The organism is Frigoribacterium sp. PvP121, from assembly GCF_017833115.1.
In the GTDB taxonomy this organism is placed as follows: Bacteria; Actinomycetota; Actinomycetes; order Actinomycetales; family Microbacteriaceae; genus Frigoribacterium; species Frigoribacterium endophyticum.
Genome location: NZ_JAFIBR010000001.1, coordinates 2,291,576 through 2,304,191 on the forward strand (window position 1 = coordinate 2,291,576; position 12,616 = coordinate 2,304,191).

The window sequence follows — 12,616 nt, forward strand, 5'->3', positions numbered from 1 at the left end:
GCGGGGACGGGCAGAATCCTTCGCGGATTGCTACGAAGGCTCGGCGGGCTGCGTCTCGGGCTCTTGGTGGGCGTCGACAAAGGCGTCGGCGAGGGGCCCAGCGACGGCCTCGACCTGCCAGGCGCGTGCTCCGAGCTCGGTCAGGGCCGCGGCGAGGGCCTCGGGCTCGAAGGGGATCGGCGGCTCCCAGCAGACCCGACGCAGGAGCTCCGGCGTGAGGAGGTTCTCGACCGGCAGGTCGAGGCGCTCCGCGATCGCCGCCACGACGGGGCGGGCGTGCCGGTACCGGGCGTCGGCCATCGGCGACTTGTCGGCCCAGCTGCGGGGCGGGGGGAGCGTGTCGCCGGCCGGGCCACGGTGCGAGGGCAGGTCGGCCGTCGCCTGGCCCCGCTCGACGGCGGCCCACCACCGGTCGAGCTCGCTCCGGCTCGCGCGGCCCACGAACTCGCGGAGGCCGGCCAGGGCGCGTTTGTCGGCCGGCAGCGCCTTCGCGGCGGCGACCAGGGAGGAGTCCGGCACGAGCCGGCCCGCGGCGGTGTCGACCTGCCGGGCGTAGTCGTCGCGCGCCGTCCAGAGTTCGCGGGCGACGGCGAGGCCGCGGGACCCGCGCACGGTGTGCAGCCCGGTGAGGCGACGCCAGGGCTCGGCCTTGGCGGGCTTGACCTCGCGGGCGACCGTGGCCGCGAACTCCTGCCGGGCGATGTCGAGCTTGCCGTCGCGCTCGAGCAGCTCGGCCATCGCGTCGCGGAGGTCGACGAGCAGCTCGACGTCGAGGGCCGCGTAGACCAGCCAGCTCTGGGGGAGGGGCCGGGTGGACCAGTCGGCCGCGGAGTGCTCCTTGGCGAGGTGGACGCCGAGGAGCTGCTCGACGACGGCCCCGAGGCCCACCTTCGGCAGCCCGGCGAGCCGCGCCCCGAGCTCGGTGTCGAAGACGAGGTCGGGGTCGAGGCCGACCTCGCGCAGGCACGCGAGGTCCTGGCTGGCCGCGTGCAGCACCCACTCCTCGTGGCCGATGACGGCCTGGAGCTCGTCGAAGCGGCCGATGGCCGGCGGGTCGAACAGGAAGACGCCCGAGCCGCGGCGGAACACCTGGATGAGGTAGGCGCGCTGCGAGTAGCGGTAGCCGGAGGCGCGCTCGGCGTCGATCGAGATCGGCCCCGTCCCCGCGGCGATCGCCGCGACCGCGGCCAGGTAGCCCTCACGGTCGTCGATGACGTCCACGTGCCCGTGGGCGGAGTCCGCCGTGGCGACGACGGGCGCCACGGTCACGCGGGGTGCGGCGGCGGCCTCGGGCGAGGGCGTCTCGCTCGGGTCGGGGGTGACGGTGTCCATGTCTCGGCGGTCCTGTTCTGGGCTCGGAGGTGTCGCGGTGGGCGACGGGTCAGTCGCGGCCGACGCGGCGCGACGCCAGGAGGGTGACGCCCTCGACGGTCGGCGGCAGGCCCGCGAGGGTGCAGATCAGTTCGCTCCAGGCCTCGAGGTGCGGAGCGAGGTCGGTGCTCGTCGGCGTCCACGAGGCGCGCAGCTCGAGCTGCGCGCCCTCGCCCTGGTCGGCGAGCTCGCCGTAGCCGGTCGAGAGCACCTTCGTGGCGGTGCCGGAGGCGGAGTGGTGGGAGGCCCCGCCGGCGGCGAGGGAGTCGACGAGCCACGACCAGGCGACGTCGGCGACGAAGGGGTCGAGCGCGAGGTCGGCCTCGAGGGGCGCCTGGGCGAAGCACACGACGCGGAAGACGCCGCCCCAGGCCTCCGGGGCCGACTCGTCGTGGAGCAGCACGAAGCGGCCCGTGCCCAGGTCGGGGTCGGCGCGGCCCGAGGCGCCGACGACGTCGCCGGCGAGGGCCAGTGCGTGCGGCGCGAGGCCGCCCGGTGCGGGGATCTCGCTCACGGCGAGGTCGTCACGGGCGACGGCTCGGCGCACGGACTCGACCGCAGCGGCGAACGCGGACGGGGTCGTCGGCGTCGAGGGGGTGTCGGACACCCCAGCAGACTAGGCTCCCAGCTGATCCCGAGGTGGGCGGCACGCCGCGTCCGCCCGCCGCCCCGTCGATCGGAGCTCCCGTGACCCGCCCCTCGACTCCGCCCCCCGACACCGGCGCCCGACGGGCCCGGGGCGTCGGCCTCGCGCTCTCGGCCTCCCTCGTCGCCACGGCCGTCCTGTCGGCGGCGGCGGTCGTCTCCGGGGCCCTGGTCATGGCCGACAAGGTCGTGACCCCGGCCCGACGTCGCGCCGACGGCGTCCGCGTGCTCGGGCACGACCCCGTCGTGCCCTCGGTGACCCTGACGTCCGACGCCGACACCCGTCTGCCCGGGCGCTACAGCTTCTGGTTCGACCACGGCCGGGGCCACGCCCGGGTCGGCGAGGTGCTGAGCGACGACGGCCACCGGGTCGTCCGGGCGGTCGAGGCCGTCGACGCGGGCGACCTCGCGTCGGCCAGGAGGGGCCGGCTCGGGGGCTGGCTCTGGCGCACGCCGGCCGACGCGGGCCTCCCCGTGGTCGACCTCGAGGTCACCACCCCGGTCGGCCCCGCCCCCGCGTGGCTCGTCCCCGCGCCCGGCGGCACCGACGGGCCGTGGGTGATCAGCGTGCACGGCCGCGGCGTCACGAGGGCCGAGACGATCCGGGCGGCCCCGGCTGCCCACCGCGCGGGCTGGACGTCGCTGCTCGTCTCGTACCGCAACGACGGGGAGGCGCCGCCGTCGGCCGACGGCCGCTACGCCCTCGGCGACCAGGAGTGGCGCGACGTCGAGGCCGCCATGGAGCACGCCGTGTCGTCGGGCGCGACCGCCCTCGTGCTGATGGGCTGGTCGATGGGCGGGGCCACCGTGCTGCAGGCCGTGACCCGGGCCGTGCACCGCGACCGCGTCGTGGGCGTGCTCCTCGAGTCGCCCGTCGTCGACTGGCGGACGACGCTGCGCTTCCAGGGGCGGGCCATGCACGTGCCGCGCCTCGTGCAGGAACTCGCGCTGCGCCTCCTGCAGTCGCCCGCGGCGGCGCGGCTCGGCCGCCGTGACGGGCCGATCGACCTCGACCGTCTCGACCTCGTGGCGCGGGCCGACCAGCTCGACGTCCCGGTGCTCCTGCTGCACAGCGACGACGACGGGTTCGTCCCGTCGACCGCGTCGCACGCGCTGGCCGAGGCGCGGCCCGACCTCGTGCAGCTGGAGGTCTTCGCCGTGGCGCGCCACACGAAGATCTGGAACTACGACCCGGAGCGCTTCGAGCGGGTCATCGGCGAGTGGCTGGGCCGTCTGCCACGAGCCAGCGCGCGTACAGCGCGTCGTGGTCGTCCTTCAGCAGCTGGCTGAGCGAGAGGCGCGCGGGGTCGAACCTCTCGCGGCCGAAGACGGGCAGGCCGCTGCCGATCGCGACGGGGGAGGTGCTGAGGCAGAGCTCGTCGACGAGGCCGTCGCGGAGGAACTGCCCGGCCAGCGACGGCCCGCCCTCGCAGACGAGCGAGAGGAGGCGGTGGTCACGCAGCCGTCGGAGCACCGTCGCGGGGTCGAGACGCCCGTCCACGTCGTCGACCACCAGGACGGTCGCCGCCTCGGCGACCGCCGGCCCCAGGCTCGCGGCCACGGCGTCGGTCGCGCCGGCGGGGCACACGACGACGACGCGCTCGGCCTCCGCGGGGTCCATCCGGTGGCCCGACAGGTCGCCGGACGACGTGACGACGACGAGCCGGGAGGTCTTGGGCACCCGGTAGCCCTCGGCGCGGACGCTGGCGGCGCCGACGACCACTCCGTCGGCCACGTCGCGGACGACCGCGAGCACGGCGCGGTCGACGGCGTTGCTGAGCGTGTCGGAGGTGCCGTCCTCACCGGCGGCGTCGCCGCTCACCGCCGCGATGAGGTTGAGGCGCAGCCAGGTCTCGGCCGGGGGAGCGTAGAGGCCCCGGAGGGTCTCGCGCCCCCCGTCGCCGTCGCCCTCCACCGGGACGAGGTCGCCCGCCGACGCGAGGGAGGCCGGGGCGGCGGTGTGCAGGACCCGGAGGCTCACGCTCCCGAGGCCCCCGGAGCGCCGGCGGTGTCGGCCTGCGCCGTCTTCTCGGCGATCTGGCGCTTGGCCCGCCCGAGGAGGGCGGTCATGCCCCGGACCCGCAGCGGGCTGACGGCCTCGACCAGGCCGATCGTCTGCGGGTAGTCGTCCGGCACGTCGCGGAGCACCTGCTGGGCGGTCAGGCCCGTGAGGCCCTGCGCCAGGATCGACGCGAAGCCGCGTGTCGTCGGCGCCTCACGGGGGGCCGTGGCGTGCATCGCGACGACGCCGTCGACGACCTCGACGAAGATGAAGACCGGCGACTGGCACTCCTCGACGCGCTCGAGCAGGTCGGGGTGGCCCTCGTACTCGGCGGGCAGCGCCGGCAGCTCGTTCGAGAACTCGAGCAGCAGCTGGAGCCGGTCACGCACCTCGAGGGCGAGGAACTCGTCGCGGATCTCGGCGAGCGAGGCGGGCAGGTCGCCCGCGCCGGCCGCGGTGTCGGCCACGGCCGTCATCGAGCCGGGACGGCGCCGGGCTCGGTGCCCTGCACGATCGGGACGCGCACGGCGCTGCCCCACTCGGTCCACGAGCCGTCGTAGTTCCGGACGTCCTCGAAGCCCATCAGGTGGTGCAGCACGAACCAGGTGTGGCTCGACCGCTCGCCGATGCGGCAGTAGGCGACGACGGAGTCGCCGTCGGCGAGGCCCGCGCCGTCGCGGTAGATCGCGTCGAGCTCCGCGCGCCCGCGGAAGCGGCCGTCGTCGGCCGCGGCCTTGCCCCACGGCACGTTCTGGGCGCTGGGGATGTGACCGGCGCGCAGGGCGCCCTCCTCCGGGTAGGCGGAGGCGGTGGTGCGCTGGCCCGAGTACTCCTCGGGGGAGCGCACGTCGATGAGGGGCCGGCCGAGGTGGGCGAGCACGTCGTCCTTGTAGGCACGGATCACGGTGTCGTCGCGCTCGACCACGGGGTAGTCGGTCGGCTCCGGGCTCGGGGCCTGGGTGGTGTACTCACGGCCCTCCGCCTCCCACGCGGCGCGGCCGCCGTCGAGCAGGCGCACGTCCTCGTGGCCGAAGAGCGAGAACACCCAGAGGGCGTAGGCCGCCCACCAGTTGTTCTTGTCGCCGTAGACGACGATCGTCGAGTCGCGGGTGACGCCGCTGCGCGACATGAGCGCCGCGAAGGCCTCGCCGTCGACGTAGTCGCGCTGCACGGGGTCGTTGAGGTCGAGGTGCCAGTCGATCTTGACGGCGCCGGCGATGTGCCCGGTCTCGTAGAGCAGCACGTCCTCGTCGGACTCGACGACGACGAGCCCCGGCGTGCCGAGGTGCTCCTGCAGCCAGTCGGTGCTGACGAGGCGCTCGGGGTGCGCGAACTCCTGGAACTTCGGTGCTGCGTCGTGCTCGACGACCATGGGTGCCTCCTGCTGTGTCTCTCCGTCGCGGGGACGGAGCGCCGCCGGCGACGGCGGACGATCTCGGGTGCAGCGCGGCGGGCGCTGCAGTCGGGCGCCGGTGCCCGGTGGCTAGACTCGGGCCCGGGTCACCGTCGAGGCTACGCACACGGCGTGAGCGTCGTCCGGGCGCCCCTCAGACTCTGACACAGATCGCCCCGACGCACACCGCGGCCAGGCCCCCGACGTGCGTCGCCCCCTGGTCCCCTGCCTGCGAGGTCGCCCGATGTCACCAGATCCCCTCACCGCCCGCGTCGCGCTGACCGAGCGCGCCCCCACGATCACGGGCGCCGAGATCGTCGCCGAGCTCGTCCCGCCCCGGCAGTTCGACGGGGCGTCGCTCGAGAACTACGTGCCCGACGCGGCCTTCCCGTCGCAGGCGGAGGCGGTGGAGGCGGTGGCCGGCTTCGGCGGCGCCGCCGAGCGTCCCGCACGACGCGGCCTGTTCCGCCGACGCGCGGACTCTCCCGACGTGCTCCCCGGCCTCTACCTCGACGGCGGCTTCGGCGTCGGCAAGACCCACCTGCTCGCCGCCCTCTTCAACCGGACGACCGGGCGCCGCTACTTCGGGACCTTCATCGAGTACACGGCCCTGGTCGGCGCCGTCGGGTACGCGGGCGCCGCGCGCCAGCTGGAGGGCGCCTCCCTGGTCTGCATCGACGAGTTCGAGCTCGACGACCCGGGCGACACGATGATGATGACGCGGCTGCTCGGCGACCTCGCCGAGGGCGGGACGCGGATCGCCGCGACCTCGAACACCCCGCCGGCGGCTCTCGGCGAGGGCCGGTTCGCGGCGGCGGACTTCCTCCGCGAGATCCAGGGGCTCTCCGACCGCTTCCGCACCCTCCGCATCGACGGTGACGACTACCGCCGTCGGGAGGTCGAGGCGCGGGCCCACACGGTCGACGACCTCGACGCCGCGGTCGCCTCCCTGCCGGGCACGGTCTCGGTGGACGACTTCTCGGCCGCCGTCGCGCACCTCTCGTCGGTGCACCCGAGCCGGTACGTCAAGCTGATCGACGGCCTGGACGGGGTCGCCCTGCGCGACGTGCGCCCGTTCACGAGCCAGACGGACGCGCTCCGCTTCGTGGCCTTCGTCGACCGGCTCTACGACGCACAGGTGCGCGTCGTGGCGTCCGGCGCACCGCTCGACACGGTGTTCAGCGAGGAGATGCTGGCGGGCGGCTACCGGAAGAAGTACCTACGGGCCACCTCGAGGCTCGTGGCGCTCACGTCCGCGCACTGACTGACGTCGGGGGCGCGCGGCGACGTCGCCCCCGGGGCCCCGACCTCGGAGGCCTTCCCGAGGCGGGCGAAACACGTTGTTCACAGTCGCGCGATACGTGTTACATCCCCGAAACACGACGGCACACGACCCGAAACACCTCGTCGAGACACTGAGGGCGGCACCACCCGCATCGTCCCGCACAGCCCGTGGCACCCCCACGGTCGGGGCGGCCGGTGCCTCCCTGGCTTGTCAGAACTCGAGAGGTGACACACACATGGATCAAGGCAACACCGCCTTCATGCTGATCTGCGCGGCACTCGTGCTGCTCATGACGCCCGGCCTGGCGTTCTTCTACGGCGGCCTCGTCAAGGCCAAGAGCGTGATCAGCATGATGATGCTGAGCTTCGGGGCCATGGGCCTGATCGGCGTCCTCTGGGTGCTCTTCGGCTACTCCATCGCGTTCTCGAACGGCCCCCAGGGCCCCGCGGGCACCGACACCTACATCGGGTGGGACGGCGTCTTCGGCTTCGACCCGTCGATGTTCAGCCTCGACTCGCTCTTCCAGGAGAGCGCGGCGCCGGTCGGCGACTACCCGACCATCGCCTTCGCCGCCTTCCAGGCGACGTTCGCGATCATCACCGTCGCCCTCATCTCGGGCGCCATCGCCGACCGCGCCAAGTTCGGCGCGTGGATGATCTTCGCCGGCGTCTGGGCCACGGTCGTCTACTTCCCCGTCGCGAGCTGGGTCTTCAACTTCACCCTCGGCGAGGACGGCTCGGTCGTCGACGGCGGCTGGATCGCCAGCATGGGCGTCATCGACTTCGCCGGCGGCACGGCCGTCCACATCAACGCGGGCGCCGCCGCCCTGGCCCTCGCCCTGGTGCTCGGCAAGCGCGTCGGCTTCGCCAAGGGCGCCGACAAGCCCCACAACCCGCCCTTCGTGCTGCTGGGCGCCGGCCTCCTCTGGTTCGGCTGGTTCGGGTTCAACGCCGGCTCGGAGCTCGCCGCCGACGGCGTCGCCGCCCTCGCCTTCCTCAACACGATCGCCGCCCCCGCGGCCGCCATCCTCGGCTGGCTCGTCGTCGAGAAGGTCAAGGACGGCAAGGCCACCTCGGTCGGAGCAGCCTCGGGTGCCGTCGCCGGCCTCGTCGCGATCACGCCGGCCTGTGCCGCCCTGTCGCCGTTCTGGGCCATCGTGCTCGGCGTCGTCGCCGGCGCCGTCTGCGCCCTGGCGATCGACCTCAAGTTCAAGCTCGGCTTCGACGACTCCCTCGACGTCGTGGGCATCCACCTCGTCGGCGGCCTCCTCGGCACCCTGTACCTCGGCTTCTTCGCCAACGGCTCGGGCCTGATCTTCTCCGGCTCGTTCCGCCAGCTGGGCATCCAGGCGCTCTCGGCCCTCGCCGTCATGGCCTACTCGTTCGTGCTCGCCTTCCTGATCGGCCTGGCCATCGAGAAGACGATCGGCTTCCGCGTCAAGAACGAGGACGAGGTCGCGGGCATCGACCTCGCGCTGCACGGCGAAGAGGGCTACGTGCTCGAGAACTCGCGCGCCTAGCTCGTCATCGCTGCTCCACCAGGACGGCCCCGGTCACCACGACCGGGGCCGTCCTTCTGTCTGTGCGGGGGGAGTCGTCGAGCAAGCGCAGGCGGGCTGCTGCGCCTCGCAGGAACGCTCGGGAGGCGCGCGAGGCCACCCGAGGACGTTCGGTACGACGAGACATGCGGCGGACACGGCTGAGGCGGCTGAGGCGGACGGTGCCCTCGGGGGAGGACGGAACGCTCCTCGGAGGCCGACAGCCCTTGAGAACGACGAGGGCCCCCGGGAACGACGAAAGCCCCCGGCGAACCGGGGGCTTCCTCTGTGTGAGCGATACTGGGATCGAACCAGCGACCTCTTCCGTGTCAGGGAAGCGCGCTACCGCTGCGCCAATCGCTCATGCATGTCGCCGAGGCGACGTATTCAGTTGATCACGACATCATAGACCGGAGTCTTGACGACATGGAGGTGGAGACGGGATTTGAACCCGCGTGAACGGCTTTGCAGGCCGGTGCCTCGCCTCTCGGCCACTCCACCATACGAGCAGCTCCCAGAGGGGGAGCCACCAGTCGGTGGACCACCCTCTGGTGAGCATTACACTCGAGCGGATGACGAGATTCGAACTCGCGACCCTCACCTTGGCAAGGTGATGCGCTACCACTGCGCCACATCCGCATTTCGCTTTGCATTTCTGCGTGCAAAAGAACAATACCCAGACCCGGGGCAGAAAACAAATTGAGGCATGTTCGTGTCTTAGGGGCCCTGATCAGCAGGGTCGGACCCGCCCGCGCCGGGGCCCCGAATGGCGCGGGGCCGCTCCGATGCACTAGCATCGACGAGTCCCACAGGGGCGATTGGCGCAGTTGGTAGCGCGCTTCCTTCACACGGAAGAGGTCATCGGTTCGAGCCCGGTATCGCCCACACAGAACACCCCCCGACAGAACGTCACTCGACAGAGCATGTCGACAGAACCCCGGTCCGCCGGGGTTTTTTTCATGCCCTGGCCCGTGATCACGGCCAAGCGCCCGTCACGGCGTGGACGACTGCGGTGCCAGGAACACGTCGGTCGACTGGTCGGCCCCGTACGTGACCGAGACCGGCACCGCCTCCGCCGCGCTCCGCACGAGCGGGACGGGCACGTACTGCCCCGCCCACCACCAGCGCTGGTGCGACGCCGTCTCGACGCCCATCGTGTAGCGACCGCTCGGCACGATGAACTGAGCCACCTTGCGGGGCGAGCTCGTGGCGTCGAGGGCCTGCGTCATGACGGCCCCGGTCGCCGTGTCGGTGATGGTCACGACGGCGCCGTCGAGGTCCGGCCCCGGGGCGTTCACCGGGTCGGGCTCGTCGACGACGACCTGGAGGTCGTACGTCGTGTGGACGTACCGGGGAGCCGCGGCGACGTGGCTCGCCGACGTCGTGGCGGTCTCGGCCTCGACGTCCTGTCGCCACACGGTGGGCACCGCACCCGGGGCGGCCACGACCGTGGCCGTGTAGAGGTCGGTGGGCATGCCGGAGAAGAAATAGCGCCCCTCGGCGTCGGTGACGGAGGTGAGGGAGGTGCCGGTCCGGTTGCCGTAGACCTCGACCGTGAGCCCGGCCGGCGGCGTGGGCCACGGGCCGACCAGCCGGCCCTCCAGGGTGCCCCCGACGGGGAGCGTCACGTCGACCGCCGTCGGTGCGTCGGCCCGGACTGTGAGGTCGGTCGTCATCACCGGTGTCCGGCGACCGTGACCGGCGGTCGGCGGCGGGGTCACGGAGACCCAGTAGCGCGAGCCCACGGGCACGTCGGCGAAGGTCAGGGCCCCGGTGGAGTCGGTGGTCGCGTCCCGCTCGAAGGGCCAGGCTCCCACGAGGCGGACCGTGGCCCCCGGGAGGCCGAGGGTCGTGCCCGACGACCGCAGCAGCCGGACGGAGACCGAGCCCGTCGCCGTCGCGGCCGGCACCGCGGCGGCCGACGACACGGCGGGCGGAGGCGCGGCCTGGGCCGAGGCCGGAGCGAGAACTCCGAGGCCGACCGCGGCCACGAGCGAGAGCGAGACGACGAACCTGTCCACGGGGACCCCCTGTGCGTGCACCGGCCCGGCACGGTGCCGAGCCCGCCGGGGTCCGGGCCTCCGGTGGCAGGAGCCTAGGCCCGCGACGCCCCCGCCGCACCCGACGTCGGCGGTCAGCGCTCCTTCGCGGCCCGCCGTCGCCGGATCGCCAGCACGGTCCGCACGCCGTAGACCACGGCGATGACCGACCCCACGAGGATGGTCACCCACGAGCCGTCGGGGGAGAGCAGCGCCTCCGCCGCGAAGACGAGGCCGAGGAAGGCGATGCCGGCGGTGATGGCCAACGACGCGGTGGTGGGGGCGGGAGGGGGCGTGTCGCTCATCCCGTGACCGTACCGTCACCCGCTCCGGGGGAGCAGCATCGGAGCATGCCCGCCGCCCCACCGCTGCCGCACCGTCCCGTCACCCAGCACGACTGGCGCGACGTCGTCGGCCTGCACTGGGCGGTCGACCCTGCCCTCGCGGTGCCGCTGGTGCCCCGGGGCACGAGGCCCGACCTGCACGACGGGGCGGCCTGGGCGAGCCTCGTCGCCTATCGGTTCGTCGACAGCACCGTGCCGCCGCTGCCGCGCCTGGGGCGGCTCGGGACCATGACCGAGATCGTCGTCCAGCTCGCGACCGTCGACGACGAGGGCCGTCGGGGCATCGCGTACCGCTCGATCGACACCCAGCACGCGCCCGCCGTGGTCGCGGCTCGGCTGATCGGCCTGCCCTACGTCTGGGCCCGGGCCGGCAGCCGGGTGCGCGACGACGACGTCGCCCACCGCACGCAGCGCCGGGCGGGAGGCGCGGGCTCGGTCGTCCGGGTCGCCCTCGTCCCCGAGACGATCGCCCCGCGCACGGCCGACGCCGACGAGACGACGAGGTTCCTCTCCGACCGCTGGGGGGTCCACACCGCACGCCGCGGAGTCACCGGCTGGTGGCGTCGCGCGCACGAGCCGTGGACCTTCCGCACGGGCACGGTCACGCACCTCGACGACGGGCTCCTGGCCGCGGCGGGCCTGCCCGGCCTCGCCGAGCGCGAGCCCGACCGCGTGACGGTGTCGCCGGGCGTCGTCGTCCGCTACTCACGGGGCTGAGGGCGGCCCGCTCGGACGGCCACCCGGCGTCCACCGTCCCGTCACCGGGGCGCCGCCTCCTCGTCGTCCTCGCTCCCTACGGTGCTCGCGGGCCGGTCAGCACGACCGGCCGCACGACCGGCGGCCGCCCGCGGCCCCGCACCTGGAGGACACCGTGACCCCGACCCGCCCCCTCGCCGCCGCCGCGGCGCTCACCGTCCTCGCCCTCGGCCTCGCCGGCTGCACCGCTGCCGACGCCGCGGGCGACGACGCCGCCTCCGGCACGGCCGCGACCGCCACCAGCGCGGAGGACCTCGGCGGCATGGACGCCCTCGTCGCGGCCGCCGAGGCCGAGGGCGAGCTCAACGTGATCGCCCTGCCCGACACCTGGGCCAACTACGGGAAGATCATCGACGCCTTCGAGGCCGAGTACGACATCACGGTCAACAGCGACAGCCCCGACGTCTCGAGCGCGGAGGAGATCACGGCGGCGAAGAACCTCGCCGGGCAGGACACCGCGCCCGACGTCTTCGACCTCGGCTCGGCCGTGACGCTCGCGAACCTCGACCAGTTCGCGAAGTACAAGGTCGCGACGTGGGACGACATCGCCGACGACCACAAGGACGCGGACGGCGCCTGGGTCTACGACTACACGGGCCTGATGTCCGTCGGCTACGACGCGGACGCCGTGCCCGAGCCGGGGACCCTCGACGACCTGCTGGGCTCCGAGTACAGGGGGAAGGTCGCGATCAACGGCGACCCGACCCAGGCCGGCGCGGCCGCGGCGGCCGTCCAGTGGGCGGCGCTCCAGGACGGCGGCAGCGCCGACGACGTCAGCGCCGGGGTCAGCTGGTTCGGCGAGCTCGCCGACGCGGGCAACTTCCTGCCCACCGACCCGACCCCCGCCACGATCGCCTCGGGCGAGACGCCCGTCGTCTTCGACTGGAGCTACAACAACCTCGCGGCCGCGGCCGACGCGGGAGGGCGCGACTGGAGGACGGCCGTGCTGCCCGGGACGGCGCTCGGCAGCTACTACAACCAGGCCGTCAACGTCGACGCGCCCCACCCCGCCGCCGCGCGCCTGTGGCAGGAGTTCATCATGAGCGACGAGGCCCAGAACCTGTACCTCGCCGCCGGGGCGTACCCCGTGCGCCTGGCTGCGATGACCGAGGCCGGCACCGTCGACCAGGACGCCCTCGACGCCGTCGGCGAGCAGCCGGCCGACACCGTGCAGCTGACGACCGAGCAGACCGAGGCCGCCTCCGCGCTGCTCGCCGGCACCTGGGCGCAGGCGATCGGCTGAT

12 protein-coding genes and 4 tRNA genes are annotated in these 12,616 nt (G+C 73.7%); 6 read left to right on the forward strand and 10 right to left on the reverse strand.

What is annotated here, in order from left to right:
• Positions 1-30 precede the first annotated feature (30 nt).
• Together JOE43_RS10685 and JOE43_RS10690 are read right to left on the reverse strand one after the other, a co-directional pair.
• A complete protein-coding gene (locus JOE43_RS10685; protein ID WP_209517659.1) occupies positions 31-1,332 on the reverse strand; it encodes an HRDC domain-containing protein in 1,302 nt (433 codons plus the stop codon).
• A gap of 49 nt (positions 1,333-1,381) precedes the next feature.
• Entirely contained in the window at positions 1,382-1,978 is a 597-nt protein-coding gene (locus JOE43_RS10690) for a DUF3000 domain-containing protein (protein ID WP_209517661.1), read from the reverse strand.
• A gap of 80 nt (positions 1,979-2,058) precedes the next feature.
• On the opposite strand from JOE43_RS10690, the gene JOE43_RS10695 reads away from it, so the two are divergent.
• Positions 2,059-3,306 (forward strand): alpha/beta fold hydrolase, encoded by a 1,248-nt coding sequence (locus tag JOE43_RS10695; RefSeq protein ID WP_307803327.1) that lies wholly within the window; start codon positions 2,059-2,061, stop codon positions 3,304-3,306.
• On the opposite strand, the gene JOE43_RS10700 is transcribed toward JOE43_RS10695, so the two are convergent.
• Genes JOE43_RS10700 through JOE43_RS10710 form a run of 3 tightly spaced genes read right to left on the reverse strand, consistent with a single transcriptional unit; the run spans position 3,227 to position 5,390 of the window.
• Positions 3,227-3,997 carry a dihydrofolate reductase family protein gene (locus tag JOE43_RS10700; protein ID WP_209517663.1) on the reverse strand — a complete coding sequence of 257 codons (771 nt, stop codon included), beginning with the start codon at positions 3,995-3,997 and terminating at the stop codon, positions 3,227-3,229. The two genes, JOE43_RS10695 and JOE43_RS10700, sit on opposite strands and share 80 nt — an antisense overlap.
• The gene (locus JOE43_RS10705; protein WP_255465402.1) at positions 3,994-4,485 is read right to left on the reverse strand and encodes a SufE family protein; all 492 of its coding nucleotides are present in this window, start codon (positions 4,483-4,485) and stop codon (positions 3,994-3,996) included. Before JOE43_RS10705 ends, JOE43_RS10700 begins: the two co-directional genes overlap by 4 nt.
• Positions 4,486-4,490: 5 nt before the next feature.
• Positions 4,491-5,390, reverse strand: coding sequence for a sulfurtransferase (locus JOE43_RS10710; protein ID WP_209517665.1), 900 nt, complete (start codon positions 5,388-5,390; stop codon positions 4,491-4,493).
• A 265-nt stretch (positions 5,391-5,655) separates the two neighbouring features.
• Between JOE43_RS10710 and zapE the strand changes: the two genes are divergently transcribed.
• Positions 5,656-6,675 carry a cell division protein ZapE gene (gene zapE, locus JOE43_RS10715; RefSeq protein ID WP_209517666.1) on the forward strand — a complete coding sequence of 340 codons (1,020 nt, stop codon included), beginning with the start codon at positions 5,656-5,658 and terminating at the stop codon, positions 6,673-6,675.
• Positions 6,676-6,931: 256 nt separating this feature from the next.
• Positions 6,932-8,215, forward strand: a complete 1,284-nt coding sequence (locus JOE43_RS10720; protein ID WP_056054591.1) for an ammonium transporter — start codon at positions 6,932-6,934, stop codon at positions 8,213-8,215.
• 309 nt (positions 8,216-8,524) lie between these two features.
• Here the strand turns inward: JOE43_RS10720 and JOE43_RS10725 are convergent.
• The 3 genes from JOE43_RS10725 to JOE43_RS10735 form a co-directional block, all read right to left on the reverse strand.
• A tRNA-Val gene (locus JOE43_RS10725) sits at positions 8,525-8,596 on the reverse strand.
• A 64-nt stretch (positions 8,597-8,660) separates the two neighbouring features.
• Positions 8,661-8,734 (reverse strand) — tRNA-Cys (locus JOE43_RS10730).
• Between the two features lie 66 nt (positions 8,735-8,800).
• Positions 8,801-8,872: transfer RNA gene (locus JOE43_RS10735), tRNA-Gly, on the reverse strand.
• Between the two features lie 173 nt (positions 8,873-9,045).
• On the opposite strand from JOE43_RS10735, the gene JOE43_RS10740 reads away from it, so the two are divergent.
• Positions 9,046-9,118 (forward strand) — tRNA-Val (locus JOE43_RS10740).
• Between the two features lie 107 nt (positions 9,119-9,225).
• Here the strand turns inward: JOE43_RS10740 and JOE43_RS10745 are convergent.
• Positions 9,226-10,254: a carboxypeptidase-like regulatory domain-containing protein gene (locus JOE43_RS10745; protein ID WP_209517668.1), complete on the reverse strand. Its 1,029-nt coding sequence runs from the start codon at positions 10,252-10,254 to the stop codon at positions 9,226-9,228.
• A 113-nt stretch (positions 10,255-10,367) separates the two neighbouring features.
• Positions 10,368-10,577 (reverse strand): hypothetical protein, encoded by a 210-nt coding sequence (locus JOE43_RS10750; RefSeq protein ID WP_209517669.1) that lies wholly within the window; start codon positions 10,575-10,577, stop codon positions 10,368-10,370.
• Positions 10,578-10,622: 45 nt separating this feature from the next.
• Here JOE43_RS10750 and JOE43_RS10755 point away from each other — a divergent pair, with 45 nt between their 5' ends.
• Complete coding sequence (locus tag JOE43_RS10755) at positions 10,623-11,333, forward strand: YqjF family protein (RefSeq protein ID WP_209517671.1); 711 nt, start codon at positions 10,623-10,625, stop codon at positions 11,331-11,333.
• Between the two features lie 154 nt (positions 11,334-11,487).
• Positions 11,488-12,615, forward strand: a complete 1,128-nt coding sequence (locus tag JOE43_RS10760; RefSeq protein WP_192127696.1) for an ABC transporter substrate-binding protein — start codon at positions 11,488-11,490, stop codon at positions 12,613-12,615.
• Position 12,616 lies beyond the last annotated feature (1 nt).